15 protein-coding genes are annotated in these 16,912 nt (G+C 69.6%); 11 read left to right on the top strand and 4 right to left on the bottom strand.

Annotation, left to right across the window (positions count from 1 at the left end; genetic code table 11):
- The first annotated feature begins 33 nt into the window (after positions 1 to 33).
- Positions 34 to 1,632 (top strand): ABC transporter substrate-binding protein, encoded by a 1,599-nt coding sequence (locus tag P3G67_RS07190; RefSeq protein WP_276092686.1) that lies wholly within the window; start codon positions 34 to 36, stop codon positions 1,630 to 1,632.
- Between the two features lie 60 nt (positions 1,633 to 1,692).
- On the opposite strand, the gene P3G67_RS07185 is transcribed toward P3G67_RS07190, so the two are convergent.
- Entirely contained in the window at positions 1,693 to 2,364 is a 672-nt protein-coding gene (locus P3G67_RS07185; protein ID WP_269855033.1) for a response regulator, read from the bottom strand.
- A 35-nt stretch (positions 2,365 to 2,399) separates the two neighbouring features.
- Entirely contained in the window at positions 2,400 to 3,290 is an 891-nt protein-coding gene (locus P3G67_RS07180) for a RecB family exonuclease (protein ID WP_269855032.1), read from the bottom strand.
- 131 nt (positions 3,291 to 3,421) lie between these two features.
- Between P3G67_RS07180 and P3G67_RS07175 the strand changes: the two genes are divergently transcribed.
- From P3G67_RS07175 to P3G67_RS07165, 3 genes are all read left to right on the top strand, one after another.
- Entirely contained in the window at positions 3,422 to 4,651 is a 1,230-nt protein-coding gene (locus tag P3G67_RS07175) for a site-2 protease family protein (protein WP_276092685.1), read from the top strand.
- A gap of 30 nt (positions 4,652 to 4,681) precedes the next feature.
- The gene (locus P3G67_RS07170) at positions 4,682 to 5,593 is read left to right on the top strand and encodes a tRNA (adenine-N1)-methyltransferase (RefSeq protein WP_269855030.1); all 912 of its coding nucleotides are present in this window, start codon (positions 4,682 to 4,684) and stop codon (positions 5,591 to 5,593) included.
- Between the two features lie 201 nt (positions 5,594 to 5,794).
- A complete protein-coding gene (locus P3G67_RS07165) occupies positions 5,795 to 6,343 on the top strand; it encodes a hypothetical protein (protein WP_276092684.1) in 549 nt (182 codons plus the stop codon).
- A gap of 26 nt (positions 6,344 to 6,369) precedes the next feature.
- Here P3G67_RS07165 and P3G67_RS07160 read toward each other — a convergent pair whose 3' ends face one another.
- A complete protein-coding gene (locus P3G67_RS07160; RefSeq protein ID WP_269855028.1) occupies positions 6,370 to 6,660 on the bottom strand; it encodes a ferredoxin in 291 nt (96 codons plus the stop codon).
- A gap of 240 nt (positions 6,661 to 6,900) precedes the next feature.
- On the opposite strand from P3G67_RS07160, the gene arc reads away from it, so the two are divergent.
- The 5 genes from arc to prcA all read left to right on the top strand — a co-directional run bounded on the left by arc (position 6,901) and on the right by prcA (position 12,581).
- Entirely contained in the window at positions 6,901 to 8,667 is a 1,767-nt protein-coding gene (gene arc / locus P3G67_RS07155) for a proteasome ATPase (protein ID WP_269855027.1), read from the top strand.
- A 211-nt stretch (positions 8,668 to 8,878) separates the two neighbouring features.
- Entirely contained in the window at positions 8,879 to 10,390 is a 1,512-nt protein-coding gene (gene dop, locus P3G67_RS07150) for a depupylase/deamidase Dop (protein ID WP_391858211.1), read from the top strand.
- A gap of 181 nt (positions 10,391 to 10,571) precedes the next feature.
- Positions 10,572 to 10,787 (top strand): ubiquitin-like protein Pup, encoded by a 216-nt coding sequence (locus P3G67_RS07145; protein WP_269855026.1) that lies wholly within the window; start codon positions 10,572 to 10,574, stop codon positions 10,785 to 10,787.
- A gap of 152 nt (positions 10,788 to 10,939) precedes the next feature.
- Positions 10,940 to 11,785 (top strand): proteasome subunit beta, encoded by an 846-nt coding sequence (gene prcB, locus P3G67_RS07140; RefSeq protein ID WP_276092683.1) that lies wholly within the window; start codon positions 10,940 to 10,942, stop codon positions 11,783 to 11,785.
- 49 nt (positions 11,786 to 11,834) lie between these two features.
- On the top strand, positions 11,835 to 12,581 hold the full coding sequence (prcA, locus tag P3G67_RS07135) for a proteasome subunit alpha (protein ID WP_269855024.1): 747 nt from the start codon (positions 11,835 to 11,837) through the stop codon (positions 12,579 to 12,581).
- 505 nt (positions 12,582 to 13,086) lie between these two features.
- Here the strand turns inward: prcA and P3G67_RS07130 are convergent.
- Complete coding sequence (locus P3G67_RS07130) at positions 13,087 to 14,172, bottom strand: LacI family DNA-binding transcriptional regulator (protein WP_276092682.1); 1,086 nt, start codon at positions 14,170 to 14,172, stop codon at positions 13,087 to 13,089.
- Positions 14,173 to 14,245: 73 nt separating this feature from the next.
- Here P3G67_RS07130 and P3G67_RS07125 point away from each other — a divergent pair, with 73 nt between their 5' ends.
- Both P3G67_RS07125 and pafA read left to right on the top strand, forming a co-directional pair.
- Positions 14,246 to 15,493 carry an MFS transporter gene (locus tag P3G67_RS07125; RefSeq protein WP_269855022.1) on the top strand — a complete coding sequence of 416 codons (1,248 nt, stop codon included), beginning with the start codon at positions 14,246 to 14,248 and terminating at the stop codon, positions 15,491 to 15,493.
- 9 nt (positions 15,494 to 15,502) lie between these two features.
- Positions 15,503 to 16,864, top strand: coding sequence for a Pup--protein ligase (gene pafA, locus P3G67_RS07120; RefSeq protein WP_269855021.1), 1,362 nt, complete (start codon positions 15,503 to 15,505; stop codon positions 16,862 to 16,864).
- Positions 16,865 to 16,912 lie beyond the last annotated feature (48 nt).

The raw sequence follows: 16,912 nt of genomic DNA, 5'->3' as shown, positions 1-16,912 counted from the left end.
AACTACCAGCGCCGAACAGGGAGACCAACGAGGATGAATCGCAAGCTACTGGTGCTGCCGGCTGTGGTGGGTCTGATCGCGCCCGCCCTCGCCGCGTGCGGTGGATCCAGCGGCAGCAGTGGAGGCGGCGGCGATGCCATCGTCGTGGGCACTACCGACCGGATCGAGGCGACCAAGGACGCCCCGGCTCCGCTCGACCCGGCGGCCGCGTACGACGTCGCCGCGTGGACGGTGCTGCGCAACACCTTCCAGACGCTGCTGAGCTACCCCCGCACCGGCACCGACCCGGTACCCGAGGCCGCCGAGCGATGCGGCTTCACCGACCAGCTCAGCGAGACCTACCGGTGCACCATGCACACCGGGCTGCAGTTCTCCAACGGAGACCCGCTGACCGCCGCCGACGTGAAGTTCTCCGTGGACCGCATGCTGGCGATCCGCGACCCCAACGGCCCCTCCGGGCTGCTGGACAACGTCGACAAGGTGGAGACACCGACCGACTCGACGGTGGTGTTCCACCTCAAGACCCCGGACGCCACCTTCCCGTTCAAGCTGGCCACCCCGGCCGCCTCGATCGTGGACAGCAAGATCTACCCGGCCAACAAGGTCTACTCGGGCACCTCGGTGCTCGGCTCCGGCCCGTACACGCTGGCCTCGTTCGACTCCAGCAACGAGGCGGTGTTCCAGAAGAACCCGCACTACAAGGGCAACGCCAAGCTCAACAACAGCAAGATAGAGCTGAAGTTCTTCAAGAGTTCGAGCGACATGGAGGCCGCGCTCAAGGCCGGTCACATCGACGTGATGAACCGCTCCATGACGCCGGACGAGATCTCCGGGCTGAGCAACGGCACCTCGCAGAACATCAACCTGGTCGAGGCGCCCGGCACCGAAATCCGCTACCTGGTGTTCAACACCAACGACGCGACGGTGAAGAACCCCGCCGTGCGCAAGGCGGTCGCCCAGATCGTCGACCGCTCCGCCCTGGTGCGGGATGTGTACGCGCGTACCTCGCAGCCGCTGTACTCGATGGTTCCGCAGGGCATCACCGGACACACCAACTCGTTCTTCAACATCTACAACAATCCGAACGTTTCGGCCGCCCGCAGCACCCTGGAGAAGGCGGGCATCAGCACCCCGGTCCCGCTGACCCTGAGCTACACCACGGACCACTACGGTGAGTCCACCACCAAGGAGTTCACCGAGCTGAAGAACCAGCTGGAGTCGAGCGGCCTGTTCAAGGTGACGCTCCAGGGCGTGCCGTGGTCGGCCTTCCGGCCCGCCGAGCGCAAGGGCCAGTACCAGGTCTACGGCATGGGCTGGTTCCCCGACTTCCCGGACCCGGACAGCTACATCGGCCCGTTCTTCGGCAAGGACAACTTCCTCGGCAGCCCGTACCACAACGACGCCATCGAGTCGCAGTTGCTGCCGCAGACCCGCACCGTCGCCGAGCGCAGCACGGCGGTGAACGCCTTCCAGGAGATCCAGGACGACATCGCCAAGGACGTGCCGTTCCTGCCGCTGTGGCAGGGCAAGCAGTACCTGGCCGCGCAGTCCCAGATCACCGGCACCGAGTGGGCGATGAACGCCTCCTCCGAGCTCCAGTACTGGGAGCTGGGCAAGGGCGTCAAGGGCTGACCCGCACAGCGTGAAGGGGCCGGGGCGAACGCCGCCCCGGCCCCTTTCGGCTTCACCGGCTCACTGGGCGCCCGGTCGCACCAGACCGCTCTCGTAGGCGTACACCGCCGCCTGCACGCGGTCGCGCAGCCCCAACTTGGTGAGCACATGGCCGACATGGGTCTTGACCGTGGTCTCACTCACGAACAGTTCCGCCGCGATCTCCGCGTTGGACAGCCCGCGGGCCACCAGCTTCAGCACCTCGACCTCACGCTCGGTGAGTGTGTTCAGCGCCGGAGGCACCGGTTCCTCACCGGACGGCAGATGCCCGGCGTACTTGTCCAGCAGTCGCCGGGTGATGCTCGGCGCCAGCATCGCCTCACCGGCCGCCACCACCCGGATCGCCTGCACCAGCTCGTCCGCCGGGGCGTCCTTGAGCAGGAAGCCGCTGGCGCCGGCGCGCAGCGCCTCGACCACGTACTCGTCCAGGTCGAAGGTGGTCAGCACCAGCACCTTGGCCGGACCGTCCCGGCCGGGCCCGGTGATCTGCCTGGTCGCCTCGACGCCGTCCATCCGCGGCATCCGGATGTCCATCAGGACCACGTCGGGCTGGAGCGCACGCACCTGGTCCAGCGCCTGCAGACCGTCACCGGCCTCTCCGACCACGGCCAGGTCCTGCTCCGCCTCCAGAATCATCCGGAATCCGGTGCGCAGCAGCGGCTGGTCGTCGACCAGCAGGACGCGGATTGCCACGTGATCTCCTATCGGTAGGCCGCCCCTATTCTTCCCTACGACGGTTCGCCCGCGCCGGGTGGCCGTCGCATGGTGGGCAGCGGATAGACCGGGGGAGTGCCACCGAACGCCGGACACACCGGCTGGTGGTCGCACCAGTCGCACAGCCTGCTCGGCCGTGGCCGCCAGTCCCCGGACTCGGTGGCGCGCTGGATGGCGTCCCACAGCGCGAGCAGCTTGCGCTCCACCACCCGCAACTCGTCCGCCGTCGGATCACAGGTCACCACATCGCCGCTGCCCAGATAGACCAGTTGCAGCCGGCGCGGCACCACACCGCGCAGCCGCCACAGCACCAGCGCGTAGAACTTCATCTGGAACAGCGCGTCCGCCGCGTACTCCGGCCGGGGCGCCTTGCCGGTCTTGTAGTCCACCACCCGCAGGTCGCCGCTGGGCGCCACGTCCAGCCGGTCCACATAGCCGCGCAGCACCAACCCGGACTCCAGCGCGGTCTCCACGTACAACTCGCGCTCCGCGGGCTCCAGCCGCGTCGGGTCCTCAAGCGAGAACCACCGGTCCACCAGCCGCTCGGCGCTTTCCAGCCAACGCGCCAACCGCTCGGTACCCGGCTCCGCCTCCTCGTCGGCGAACAGCTCCGCCAGCTCCGGCTTCGCCGCCAGCAGCCGCTCCCACTCCACCGGCACCATCGCCCGCGCCCGCACCGCGGTGCGCTCCGCCGTGGGCGCGTCGAAGAGGCGCTCCAGCACCGCGTGCACCACCGTGCCCCGAGTGGCGGCCTCGCTGGGCTTCTCCGGCAGCTTGTCGATCACCCGGAACCGGTACCGCAGCGGGCACTGCATGAAGTCCGCCGCCCGCGAGGGCGAGAGCGACGAAGGGGGCGCGGGCGTGGCGCACGGCGCGGCCGAGCCCGACTCGGGGGTGCTGGTCATGGCATACGACCCTACGGGTTGCCACTGACAACCGTCCGCCACTCGTCGTTACCATCGACGGCACATGCCTCCGCACCGCATGATCGGTCATCATCGGTCAGGGCCAGGAGGATCCGGGATCGAGGGGACGCATGAACACGAGCGGGCAGCCGCAGTCCGGCACCGGGGGAGCGGCTCCCGGGGGTGGCCGGGGCAACGGCAAACGGCCACGGGAGACCGGCGGCGGGATCCTGATGGGCCGCCCGTTCGGCGTCCCGGTCTATGTGGCGCCCAGTTGGTTCCTGGTCGCCGCCCTGATCACCTGGGTGTTCGGCGGCCAACTCGACCGGGTGCTGCCGGAACTCGGCGCCCTCCGCTATCTGGTGTCGCTGTTCTTCGCGGTCGCCTTCTACGCCTCGGTGCTGGTACACGAGTTGGCGCACACGGTCGCCGCGCTGCGCTTCAAGCTGCCGGTGCGCCGCATCCAGTTGCAGTTCTTCGGCGGGGTCTCCGAGATCGAGAAGGACTCCGACACCCCGGGTCGCGAGTTCGTGCTGGCCTTCGTCGGGCCGCTGCTTTCTCTGGTGCTGGCCGGGCTGTTCTACCTCGGCATGCGCGGCGTCGAGCCGGACACGGTGCCCGGCGTGCTGCTCGCCGGGCTGATGGTCAGCAACCTCATCGTGGCCGTCTTCAACCTGCTGCCCGGCCTTCCGCTCGACGGCGGCCGGATGCTTCGGGCGGTGGTGTGGAAGATCAGCGGCAAGCCGATGACCGGCACCGTGGCCGCCGCGTGGACCGGCCGGGCGCTCGCCGTCGCGGTCCTGGTCGGGCTGCCGCTGCTCAGCTACGCGGGCGGGGTCAGCGAGTCCAAGACCGGCGCCGACTCGCTCACCGACGCCCTGCTCGCCGCGATCCTGGCGGCCATCATCTGGACCGGCGCCGGAAACAGCCTGCGGATGGCCCGGCTGCGCGAGCGGCTGCCCGAGCTGCGGGCCCGCTCGCTGACCCGCCGGGCGGTGCCGGTGACCGCCCAGACCCCGCTGTCCGAGGCGCTGCGCCGGGCACACGAGGCGGGTGCCCGCGCCCTGGTGGTCGTGGACGCCATGGGGGAGGCCACCGGACTGGTCAGGGAGGCCGCCATCGTCGGCGTCCCGGAGCACCGCCGCCCCTGGGTCGCGGTGAGTGGGCTGACTCAGGAACTCCGGCCCGGAATGCGGGTCTCCGCCGAACTGGACGGCGAGGACCTGCTGGAGACGCTGCGCGCCACCCCCGCCACCGAGTACCTGGTCGTGGAACCCACCGGCGAGATCTACGGCGTGCTGTCCACCGCGGACGTGGAGCGGGCCTTCGTCGCGGCCATGGCGCAGCCCTCCCGGGCATAGACCCCCTCAGACCTCGGATACCCTGGTCACATGTCCGAACCGACCGGTGCCGCCCGCCGTCGCGGGCCCTTCCAGGTCGGGGACCAGGTTCAGCTCACCGACCCCAAGGGACGCCACCACACCTTCACGCTCGAAGCCGGGAAGAGCTTCCACACCCACAAGGGTTCCTTCCCGCACGACGAGCTGATCGGCGCTCCCGAGGGCACTGTTGTGCGTACCACGGGGAACATCGCGTATCTCGCGCTGCGACCCCTGCTCCCCGACTATGTCCTGTCCATGCCCCGCGGCGCCGCCGTGGTCTACCCCAAGGACGCGGGGCAGATCCTGTCGATGGCCGACATCTTCCCCGGCGCGCGTGTCGTCGAGGCGGGCGTCGGTTCCGGCTCGCTCAGCTGCTTCCTGCTGCGCGCCGTCGGTGACCAGGGCATGCTGCACAGCTACGAGCGCCGGGCCGACTTCGCGGAGATCGCCGCGGAGAACGTCCGCCGCTACTTCGGCGAGGAGCACCCCGCCTGGCAGCTCACCGTCGGCGACCTCCAGGACAACCTTTCGGACACCGACGTCGACCGCGTCATCCTGGACATGCTCGCGCCCTGGGAGTGCCTGGAGGCGGTCTCCAAGGCGCTGGTCCCCGGCGGCATGCTCTGCGCGTACGTCGCCACCACCACGCAGCTCGCCCGTACCGTGGAGGCGATCCGCGAGCACGGCACGTTCAACGAGCCGACCGCGTGGGAGACGATGGTCCGCACCTGGCACATCGAGGGCCTCGCGGTCCGCCCGGACCACCGGATGATCGGCCACACCGGCTTCCTGCTGACCGCCCGTCGCCTCGCCGACGGCGTGGAGCCGCCGATGCGCCGCCGCCGCCCCGCCAAGGGCGCGTACGGCGAGGACTACGCCGGCCCCGGCAGCGGCAGCGCGGGCTCGCCGCCGCCCGCGTAGCAACGCCGCGCCACCCCAACTCCCGGGCGCCGCCGCCGAGTTCCGCATCAGACGGGAACCGGCGGCGGCGCCGTTTCGTTCCCGGAACGGGACCCGTAAGGAACCCGGTACCCGGTGTTCCGGTGCCGTGTGACGTGTGGCACGATGCTGGGCACCGCCAAACGATCAAGCCGCTCGGCTCAAGCCCCAGGAGACAGCCGCGTGCAGCCTTCGGCAGGCCAGGACCTCCCACACACGCGTACCCACCCGGCACACTGGCTCGCCACCGGTGTGGCCGTCGCCGCCGTCATCGGGATCGCCACCCTGACCCGGCCGGCGGGCGCCTCGGCGACGGACGCCGGGAGCGGTCCCGACGCGGCCGCCGCGCACTATCCGGTCAACTGCGGTGGCGGCCCGGTGGACGTGGTCGCCAGGGCGTCCGGCGACATCGAGGGCGACGGGCGCCCGGACACCGTCGCGGTGGTGCGCTGTCACACCGACTTCGGAACCCCGCCCAGCGGCGTCTACGTGCTCTCCGCCGGTACGTCCCCCGGCGTGCCGCCGAGGGTGGTGGCCACGCTGGTGGACCCGGCGCGCAAACTCAGCGTGCAGGACCTCGCGGTGACCGGTCGTACCGTCAGCGCGACCCTGCTCGGCTACTCGTCGGACACGGTGCCGCGCTGCTGCCCGGACCTGCGGCGGCAGTTCGACTGGGACTGGCGCGACGGCCGGTTCAACGCGGTGCCCGGGCCGCATGCGGGGAGTGTCTGAGCCGTCACCCCCCGCCCGTCGAACCGTTACTCCGCGCCCGGGCCGTACACCTCGGCGCCGTCGGAGACCCGGCGTACGTGGATGCACTCGCCGGGGCACTCCTTTACCGAGTCCACCACGTCGTTCAGCAGCGGCAGCGGTACCGGGGCGGTGGCGCCGGCCTCGGTGCGCAACTCGTCGTCGTCGCCCTTCACGTAGGCCAGGCCGTCGATGTCGAGCTCGAAGACCTCGGGCGCGTACTGCGCGCAGATCCCGTCGCCGGTGCACAGGTCCTGGTCGATCCAGACTTCCAGCGCCTCGCCGACTGCGTCGCTCACGGGTACCTCGCCTGCCGTTCGTCCATCGGGAAGTAACAGCCCCTGGCGGCTGTTGACCGAAACGACGATACAACCGGTCGCTTTCCGATGTTGTTGGGTGGGTATCTCCCTGGCGTGGGGACGTGCGCAAGGGTGAAGATCGGACACACCCCGACCGGGTTTGTGATCTAGGGGTTTCAACCCCCACCGGCCCAGGTAGGGTCTGAAAGCGTCCAGCTCCCCCTGGAGGAGGTGAGGACCGTGGCAGCCCACGACGACGACATCAACCGTGGCAACCGGCCCGCACGGGGTTCGGAGGACCCCGCGAGCCAGGTGGCCTTTCTTGAGCAGGAGATCGCCGTCCTGCGACGCAAGCTCGCCGACTCTCCGCGTCACACGAGGATTCTCGAGGAGCGGATCGTCGAGCTGCAGACCAACCTGGCAGGTGTGTCCGCACAGAACGAACGGCTGGCCAACACCCTTCGCGAGGCCCGCGACCAGATCGTGGCCCTCAAGGAGGAAGTGGACCGGCTCGCCCAGCCGCCTGCCGGATTCGGCGTGTTCCTGCAGGCGAACGACGACGACACGGCCGACATCTTCACCGGCGGCCGCAAGCTGCGGGTGAACGTGAGCCCGACCGTCGAGCTCGATGAACTCCAGCGCGGACAGGAGCTCATGCTCAACGAGGCGCTCAACGTGGTTTCGGCCATGGAGTTCGAGCGCGTCGGCGAGATCGTCACCCTCAAGGAGATCCTTGAGGACGGCGAACGGGCCCTGGTGATAGGGCACACCGACGAGGAGCGGGTGGTCCGGCTCGCGGAGCCGCTGCTCGACGTCAACATCCGCGCCGGTGACGCCCTGCTGCTCGAGCCCCGATCCGGTTACGTCTTCGAGGTCGTGCCCAAGAGCGAGGTCGAGGAACTCGTCCTCGAAGAGGTGCCCGACATCGACTACAACAAGATCGGCGGGCTGGGGAACCAGATCGAGTTGATCCGCGACGCGGTCGAACTCCCCTACCTGTACCCGGATCTGTTCAAGGAACACGAACTGCGCCCGCCCAAGGGTGTGCTGCTGTACGGCCCGCCCGGCTGCGGCAAGACGCTCATCGCCAAGGCGGTGGCCAACTCCCTTGCCAAGAAGGTCGCCGAGGTCACCGGGCAGCCCGCGGGCAAGAGCTACTTCCTGAACATCAAGGGCCCGGAACTGCTCAACAAGTACGTCGGCGAGACCGAGCGGCACATCCGCCTGGTCTTCCAACGGGCCCGGGAGAAGGCCAGCGAGGGCACCCCGGTCATCGTCTTCTTCGACGAGATGGAGTCGCTGTTCCGCACCCGCGGATCCGGCGTCAGCTCGGACGTGGAGAACACCATCGTCCCGCAGCTGCTCGCCGAGATCGACGGTGTGGAGGGGCTGGAGAACGTCATCGTCATCGGCGCCTCCAACCGCGAGGACATGATCGACCCGGCCATCCTGCGCCCCGGCCGCCTCGATGTGAAGATCAAGATCGAGCGTCCGGACGCGGAGGCGGCCAAGGACATCTTCTCCAAGTACCTGACGGACACGCTGCCGCTGCACGCCGAGGACCTCGCCGAGCACGGCGGCTCGCCGGAGGCGACGATCGGCGCGATGATCCAGTCCGTGGTCGAGCGGATGTACGCCGAGACGGAGGAGAACCGCTTCCTCGAAGTCACCTACGCCAACGGCGACAAGGAAGTCCTGTACTTCAAGGACTTCAACTCCGGCGCCATGATCCAGAACATCGTGGACCGGGCGAAGAAGATGGCGATCAAGGACTTCCTCGACCACAACCAGAAGGGCATCCGCGTCTCCCACCTGCTCTCCGCCTGCGTGGACGAGTTCAAGGAGAACGAGGACCTGCCCAACACCACCAACCCGGACGACTGGGCCCGCATCTCCGGCAAGAAGGGCGAGCGCATCGTCTTCATCCGGACGCTTGTCACCGGCAAGCAGGGCGCCGACACCGGCCGCTCGATCGACACGGTGGCCAACACCGGGCAGTACCTGTAGAACGGCAGCCGGCTGCGGGTACCGGAACTCCGGTACCCGCAGCCGGACGCTTTTCCCGGGGCTCCCAGCGGGCGCCACCCGCAGGCCGCCAGACGTCCGGAAGCCGAGGAATGACTGTAATGATCTCCCCACTGCCGCCGCCGCGTTCTACGCTCGTCGGTACCGCGCCACACGGTGCCGCCGACGGGCGGAGCCGGGCAAGGAGGGCCGCATGACCGTACGGCGAGTAATGGGCATCGAGACGGAGTACGGGATCTCCGTCCCCGGCCACCCGAACGCCAATGCCATGCTCACCTCGTCCCAGATCGTCAACGCCTACGCGGCGGCGATGCACCGGGCCCGCCGCGCTCGCTGGGACTTCGAGGAGGAGAACCCGCTGCGGGACGCCCGCGGCTTCGACCTGGCGCGCGAGTCGGCCGATTCCAGCCAGCTCACGGACGAGGACATCGGCCTGGCCAACGTGATCCTCACCAACGGGGCCAGGCTCTACGTGGACCACGCCCACCCCGAGTACAGCGCCCCCGAGGTCACCAACCCGCGGGACGCGGTGCTCTGGGACAAGGCGGGGGAGCGGATCATGGCCGAGGCGGCCGAGCGGGCCGCCCAGCTGCCCGGCGCGCAGCCGATCCACCTGTACAAGAACAACACCGACAACAAGGGCGCGTCCTACGGCACCCACGAGAACTACCTGATGAAGCGGGAGACCCCGTTCTCGGACATCGTGCGGCACCTGACGCCCTTCTTCGTCTCCCGGCAGGTCGTCACCGGCGCGGGCCGGGTCGGCATCGGCCAGGACGGCGGCGAGCACGGTTTCCAGATCAGCCAGCGGGCCGACTACTTCGAGGTCGAGGTGGGCCTGGAGACCACGCTCAAGCGCCCCATCATCAACACCCGGGACGAACCGCACGCCGACGCGGAGAAGTACCGCCGACTGCACGTGATCATCGGTGACGCCAACCTCTCCGAGATCTCCACGTACCTCAAGCTGGGCACCACCGCGCTTGTCCTGTCCATGATCGAGGACGGCTTCATCGCGGTGGACCTCGCCGTGGACCAGCCGGTGCGCACCCTGCACCAGGTCTCCCACGACCCCACACTGCGACGGCTGATCACCCTGCGCAACGGCCGCACGCTGACCGCCGTGCAGCTGCAGATGGAGTACTTCGAGCTGGCCCGCAAGTACGTCGAGGACCGCTACGGCACCGACGCCGACGAGCAGACCAGGGACGTGCTGACCCGCTGGGAGGACGTCCTGGGGCGGCTGGAGACCGATCCGATGAGCCTGTCCGGCGAGCTGGACTGGGTGGCCAAGCGCGAGCTCCTGGAGGGCTACCGCAGGCGCGACGGCATCGACTGGGACGCGGCCCGGCTGCACCTGGTCGACCTCCAGTACGCCGACGTACGCCCCGACAAGGGCCTGTACAACCGCCTGGCGGCCCGCGGGCGGATGAAGCGGCTACTGGACGAGACGGCCGTCTCCAGGGCCCGTATCAAGCCCCCGGAGGACACCAGGGCCTACTTCCGCGGCCGGTGCCTGGAGCAGTACGCGGACGACGTGGCCGCCGCCTCGTGGGACTCGGTCATCTTCGACCTGCCCGGGCGGGACTCCCTGCAACGGGTGCCGACCCTGGAGCCGCTGCGCGGCACCCGCAACCATGTCAAGGAACTCCTTGACCGCTGTCGTACCGCGGAGGACCTGGTACGGGTGTTGTCCGGGGGCTGAAACCGCGCGGTTGCGGGAATCATCGGGGTGGCTCCCGGACGTTGAACCAGTGGAAAGCACGTGAGCGAGGGTCCGCGAGTTCCGCGAGATCACCGGAGAACAGGGCCGATGTCAGACCCGGCTTGTAGGGTCTGATCTTGTAGGACATGCAAACCGAGCGGGCGATCGGGGTGAGGTGCACATGGCTACCAAGGACACCGGCGGGCAGCAGAGGGCCACGCGTTCCACCGAGGAGGTCGAGGAGACCGCCCCGGAGGCGCAGGCCTCCGACGACCTCAAGGAGCGTCAGGAGAAGCTCTCGGACGACGTGGACTCCGTCCTGGACGAGATCGACGACGTCCTGGAGGAGAACGCCGAGGACTTCGTTCGTTCGTTCGTACAGAAGGGCGGTCAGTAGCCGCTCTGCCGTCCGTCCCGCCTCCGGTGCCCAGGTTCCGGACGCGGGACGGATGACTGGCACGGCCAGGGGTATGGTCCGTGGCAAGTGATCGAAACCGGCCGCTCCCCGGGGAGAGGGAGACGGTCCGCAGTCATCGTGGAAGGAAACGTGTGGAAGCCAACACTCGTAGTACCGGGCGTCTGCCGGCGGCCTTCCTGACGCCTGGTTCGTCGTCCTTCATGGACTTCCTCGGCGAGCACGCGCCGGAACTGCTGCCCGGCAACCGGACGCTGCCCCCCGTACAGGGCGCGCTGGAGATCCCGCACGGGACGACGATCGTGGCGGCCACGTTCCCCGGCGGCGTGGTGCTCGCCGGTGACCGCCGGGCGACCATGGGCAATGTCATCGCGCAGCGGGACATCGAGAAGGTCTTCCCGGCCGACGAGTACTCCGCGGTCGGTATCGCCGGAACCGCGGGCCTGGCCGTCGAGATGGTCAAGCTGTTCCAACTGGAGCTGGAGCACTACGAGAAGATCGAGGGTGCCGGGCTCTCCCTGGAGGGCAAGGCGAACCGGCTGTCCACGATGATCCGTGGCAACCTGGGCATGGCCATGCAGGGCCTCGCGGTGGTACCGCTGTTCGCCGGGTACGACACGGACCGCGAGAAGGGCCGGATCTTCTCCTACGACGTGACCGGCGGGCGCGCGGAGGAGCACGGCTTCACGGCCACCGGCTCGGGTTCGGTCTTCGCCCGCGGTTCGCTCAAGAAGCTCTACCGCAAGGACCTGACGGAGCAGCAGACCATCACCGCGGTCGTGCAGTCGCTGTACGACGCGGCCGACGATGACTCGGCGACCGGCGGTCCGGACCTCGCCCGGCAGATCTACCCGCTCGTCACCGTCATCACCGACGAGGGCTTCCGGCGGCTCACGGAGGCCGAGGTCTCGGAGGTCGCCCGGGCTGTCCACGAGCGGCGTCTCGAGGAGCCGGACGGCCCCCGCGCCTCGCTTCTGTAACGGTCGGATCCGGGAACTTCCCACACAGACAGAAAGGGACGGATAGCCGGTGTCGACGCCGTTCTACGTCTCACCCCAGCAGGCCATGGCGGATCGCGCCGAGTACGCCCGCAAGGGCATCGCGCGCGGTCGCAGCGTCGTCGTACTGCAGTACACCGACGGAATCCTCTTCGTCGCCGAGAACCCGTCCCGCGCGCTGCACAAGGTCAGCGAGATCTATGACCGCATCGCCTTCGCCGCGGTCGGCAAGTACAACGAGTTCGAGAACCTGCGCATCGGCGGCGTCCGCTACGCCGATCTGCGGGGTTACACCTACCACCGTGAGGATGTGACCGCGCGGGGGCTGGCCAACGTCTACGCCCAGACGCTCGGCACCATCTTCTCCAGCGCGGCGGAGAAGCCGTACGAGGTCGAGCTCATCGTCGCCGAGGTCGGCTCGGCGCCGGAGGAGGACCAGATCTACCGGCTGCCGCACGACGGCTCGATCGTCGACGAACACGGCGCGGTCGCGGTCGGTGGCAACTCCGACCAGATCGGCAGCTACCTCGACCAGCGGCACCGCGACGACATGACGCTCGCCGAGGCGCTCGGACTGGCGGTGGAGTCGCTCAGCCGGGACAACAACGGCGGTGAACGACAGCTCACCGCCGAGCAGTTGGAGGTCGCGGTCCTTGACCGCACCCGCCCCCAACAGCGCAAGTTCCGCCGAGTACTCGGCCGCCAACTCACCCGCCTCCTCTCGCCCGAGGGCACTCCCGAGGGCACCGAGCCGTCGGAGACGGAGCCGGAGGAGTAGCCCGCGCACCTTCCCGGCGCGGGCGGGCCCGCGGCTCTCGAAGGCGGTCGCGGTGGCCCTTCCGGGCACGCCACGAAGTCCCGGGCGCATCCGGGCATTTGAGGCTGGCCTCAACCCGCGCCCGGGGGCGCTGGGGCTTGCCCCAGCGATTTCCGCCGCAGGGGCGAACAACTCCCGCGGTGGAGACCGGCGGTGCCGAACTCGCCGCGGGCCGACGTGAGCCGTGGACTCGGAGGGTGACCAAGCACGGGGCCTTCCCTGGGCGTTGAGGCCCCGTCACGAGGGCGCCGCGGCCGGTGAGCCGGGTGTTCGCCCCAACGCCTTCCGCTGCGACGTCGAATAACCCCCGCAGTGCGGACCGGCGTTGCTGAGCGCAGCTCAGGCCGGAGCGGTCAGAGGGTTCGGCCCGCCCTACCCTGGGGACGACGGTGCGCTCCCCAAGTTCCAGCCGCGGCCGAGGACCCTTGCCCCGACAGGATCCTCGCGGCGGCGGGAGCGGCGCCCCTCAGCCCTCCGCGGGAGCGGCCGTCGTGCCGCGTACCGCCAGGTGGACGGGGAGGATGTCGGGCGGCTCGGGCGGACGGCCGTCCAACGCGCCCAGCAGGGCGGACATACCGCGGGCGCCCACCTCGTCGGCGGGGAGCTGGACCGTGGTGAGCTCCGGCTCCACCGCCGTGGCCAGCGCCAGATCGTCGAAACCCGTGACGGACACGTCCTCCGGCACCCGCAGCCCCAGCCGCCGTACCGCCTTGCACGCGCCCACGGCCAGCAGGTCGTCGTCGCAGACCAGCGCGGTCGGCCTGGGACCCGGCGCGGTGAGCGCCCGCCGGGCCGCCTGAAGGCCCTCGTCGACGCTCAGCCCGGCGGGCTCACGGCCCGCCACCGCGCCCGGCAGGCCGACGATCGCGGTCTCGAAGGCGCGCCGCCGTACATGGAACGTCCAGGAGTCCACCGCCGCCGTGATGTGCGTGATCCGCCGATGGCCCAGGGCGCCCAGATGGTCCATCACCTGCCGCATGCCGTCGGCGAGGTCGAGGTTGACGGTGGCCGCCGCACCGGCCGCCCCGGGCTCGCTGTCCAGCATCACCAGCGGCAGCCCGGCCGTCCCGGCCGCCGGATCGCCGCTGATCGCGTCAAGCGCTCCGACCGCCATGGACGAGGCGATCACCCCGTCCAGCGCCGCCCGCGCGGAACCGAACGGGTCGGGAGCCGGACCGACCCCCTCCGGGGACGGATAGAGCACCACGCCGACCCCGTTGCGCGCCGCGACCCGCGCCGCGCCGGTGTACACCCGGGCGAAGTAGTCGTTGGTGAGTGCGGGCACCACCAGCAGCGCCGTCCTCGTGCGCCCCAGCCGTAGGTTCCGGGCGGCGATATTCGGCCGATATCCGAGCTCGGCGGCGGCCGACCGCACCGACTCCGCGGTGCGCTGCGAGACCCGGCCACGCCACTTGTCGCCGAGTACCAGCGACACCGTGGCCTGGGAGACGCCCGCGGCGCGTGCGACGTCCCGTGAGGTCGGACGGTCGGTCCCGGTCACCGGTTCATGTCCCTTCTGCGTCCCGCGGCTGGACCCGCGGCCGAGCGCCATGCTACGTATGACGGGTAAGTTATACGTAACACTACCGAGGGTGGAAGGTCCGTCCACGGAGAACGGGGAGGGTATGGCCACGGCGTACCTGGAACTGCTGCGCACGCGGTACGCGATACGGCTGCTGGGCGGAACGCTGATCGGGCGGCTGCCGAACGCCACCGCCGCGTTGGCGGTCGTACTGTTCACCCGCGCCCACGGCGGCAGTTACGTCCTCGCCGGGGCGTTGTCCGCGGTCTACGGCCTGGGCACCGCGATCGGCCAGCCCGCCCTGGGCCGCCTGGTCGACAAGCGCGGCCAGCCGCGGGTGATGCTCGGCGGGGCGGTGGTCTCGGCCGCCGCCATGACCGCCTTCGCCGTCATGGGTCCGGACCCGCTCGCCGCCGCCTGCGCCGCGATGGCCGTGGCGGGCGTGGCCACCCCGCCGCTGGAGGGCGGGCTGCGCGCCCTGTGGCCGAGCGTGCTGGACCGCGCCGACCAGGTGCACAGCGCGTACGCGCTGGACGCCGCCGCGCAGGAGGTGATGTACGCGGTCGGCCCGCTGCTGGTCACCCTGCTCGTCGCCACCGCCTCCACCGCCGCCGCGCTGGTCGGGCTGTCCCTGATCGGTGTCGTCGGCACGCTGCTGGTCGTCACCACCGAGCCGTCCCGCCGCTGGCGGGCGGGTGAGCGCGAGGCGCACTGGCTTGGGCCGCTGCGCTCGCCCGGACTGCTCGCGCTGCTCGGCTCGTTCTTCTTCGTGGGCCTGGCGCTCGGTTCGATAGCGGTCGCCGCGGTCGCCTACGCCGACGCGCACGGCGGCGGCATGGTCTCCAGCTATCTGCTCTCCGCGCTGGGCGTCGGGGCGCTGATCGGCGGTGTGGTCTACGGCGCGGTGCGCTGGTCCGGTGTGCCGGAGCGCAGGCTGCGGGCGCTGATGCTGTGTCTCGCGCTCGCCTACGTACCGCTGGTGGCCGTGCCCGGTGTGCCAGCTATGACTGCTTTGGCTGGTTTGTCCGGTCTGTTCCTCGCGCCGTCCCTCGCATGCGCCTTCGTGGTGGTGGACCGGCACGCCCCGGCGGGTACCGTGACCGAGGCGTTCTCCTGGCTGGTCACCGCCTTCGGCGTGGGCGCGTCGGTGGGTACGGCGGCGGCCGGACCCGCCGCGCAGTACGGTGGCGTTCCGGCCGGGTTCGCGGTGGCGGGGGCCGGTGGGGTCGTCGCGCTGCTGGTGCTGCTGGCGGGCGGCCGGGTGCTCGCTGCCCCAAACGCGGGGCGCCGACCGGAAAATGATCGAATCGACGCCGTCGAACCCGGTTTCAGTGAGACGCATCGGGCGTAATGTTCACTCATGGACCGCCGCATTTTCGGGCTGGAGAACGAGTACGGCGTCACGTGCACGTTCCGGGGACAGCGTCGTCTGTCCCCGGACGAGGTGGCGCGGTACCTGTTCCGCCGTGTCGTGTCATGGGGTCGCAGCAGCAACGTCTTCCTGAAGAACGGCGCACGCCTCTATCTCGATGTGGGTTCGCACCCGGAGTACGCCACTCCTGAGTGCGACAGCGTCACCGAACTGGTCACCCACGACAAGGCCGGTGAACGCATTCTGGAAGGGCTGCTGGTCGACGCCGAGCGCAGGCTGCACGAGGAGGGGATCGCCGGCGACGTCTATCTGTTCAAGAACAACACCGATTCCGCGGGCAACTCCTACGGCTGCCACGAGAACTATCTGGTCGCCCGGCACGGGGAATTCTCCCGGCTCGCCGACATCCTCATCCCGTTCCTCGTCACCCGGCAACTGCTCTGCGGCGCCGGCAAGGTGCTCCAGACGCCGCGCGGCGCGGTGTACTGCGTCAGCCAGCGCGCCGAGCACATCTGGGAGGGCGTCAGCTCCGCCACCACCCGCTCGCGTCCGATCATCAACACCCGCGACGAACCGCACGCCGACGCCGAGCGGTACCGGCGGCTGCACGTCATCGTCGGTGACTCCAACATGTCGGAGACCACGATGCTGCTGAAGGTCGGCGCCACCGATCTGGTGCTGCGCATGATCGAGGCGGGCACGGTGATGCGGGACCTGACACTGGAGAACCCGATCCGGGCCATCCGCGAGGTCAGCCACGACATAACGGGACGCCGCAAGGTGCGGCTGGCCAGCGGACGCGAGGCCTCCGCCCTGGACATCCAAGAGGAGTACTACTCCAAGGCAGTTGACTTCTGCGAGCGCCGTGGCATCCGCACCGGAGTGACCGAGCAGGTTCTCGACCTGTGGGGCCGCACCCTGGAGGCGGTCTCCACCGGTGACCTCGCCTCGATCAGCACCGAGATCGACTGGGTGATGAAGTACCAGCTGATCGAGCGCTATCGCAGCCGCGACAACATCACCATGTCACATCCGCGAATCGCCCAGATAGACCTCGCCTACCACGACATTCACCGCCGTCGTGGTCTGTACTACCTGCTGGAACGCAAGGGTCAGGCCAAGCGGATCTGCGATGACCTGAAGATCTTCGAGGCCAAGTCGGTGCCCCCGCAGACCACTCGGGCGCGGTTGCGCGGTGAGTTCATCCGCCGCGCGCAGGAACAGCGGCGCGACTTCACCGTCGACTGGGTGCACCTGAAACTCAACGACCAGGCGCAGCGCACGGTGTTGTGCAAGGATCCGTTCCGCTCGGTTGACGACCGGGTGGAGAAGCTAATTGCCGGAATGTGACCGGAGGGCGGACGAAAGCAACGCCGGGGCCCCGTACGTTTCTCGTAC

Origin of the sequence: Streptomyces silvisoli, assembly GCF_029269905.1 — a bacterium.
GTDB classification, from domain to species: Bacteria; Actinomycetota; Actinomycetes; order Streptomycetales; family Streptomycetaceae; genus Streptantibioticus_A; species Streptantibioticus_A silvisoli_A.
This window is presented reverse-complemented; position numbering and strand designations above follow the sequence as displayed.

What these genes read in the sequence shown, in the direction of transcription:
- P3G67_RS07190 (WP_276092686.1), top strand. Translation starts at nt 34, where the DNA reads ATGAATCGCAAGCTACTGGTGCTGCCGGCTGTGGTGGGTCTGATCGCG.
- P3G67_RS07180 (WP_269855032.1), bottom strand. Translation starts at nt 3,290, where the DNA reads ATGACCAGCACCCCCGAGTCGGGCTCGGCCGCGCCGTGCGCCACGCCC.
- P3G67_RS07175 (WP_276092685.1), top strand. Translation starts at nt 3,422, where the DNA reads ATGAACACGAGCGGGCAGCCGCAGTCCGGCACCGGGGGAGCGGCTCCC.
- P3G67_RS07170 (WP_269855030.1), top strand. Translation starts at nt 4,682, where the DNA reads ATGTCCGAACCGACCGGTGCCGCCCGCCGTCGCGGGCCCTTCCAGGTC.
- dop (WP_391858211.1), top strand. Translation starts at nt 8,879, where the DNA reads ATGACCGTACGGCGAGTAATGGGCATCGAGACGGAGTACGGGATCTCC.
- P3G67_RS07145 (WP_269855026.1), top strand. Translation starts at nt 10,572, where the DNA reads ATGGCTACCAAGGACACCGGCGGGCAGCAGAGGGCCACGCGTTCCACC.
- P3G67_RS07130 (WP_276092682.1), bottom strand. Translation starts at nt 14,172, where the DNA reads ATGGCGCTCGGCCGCGGGTCCAGCCGCGGGACGCAGAAGGGACATGAA.
- P3G67_RS07125 (WP_269855022.1), top strand. Translation starts at nt 14,246, where the DNA reads ATGGCCACGGCGTACCTGGAACTGCTGCGCACGCGGTACGCGATACGG.
- pafA (WP_269855021.1), top strand. Translation starts at nt 15,503, where the DNA reads ATGGACCGCCGCATTTTCGGGCTGGAGAACGAGTACGGCGTCACGTGC.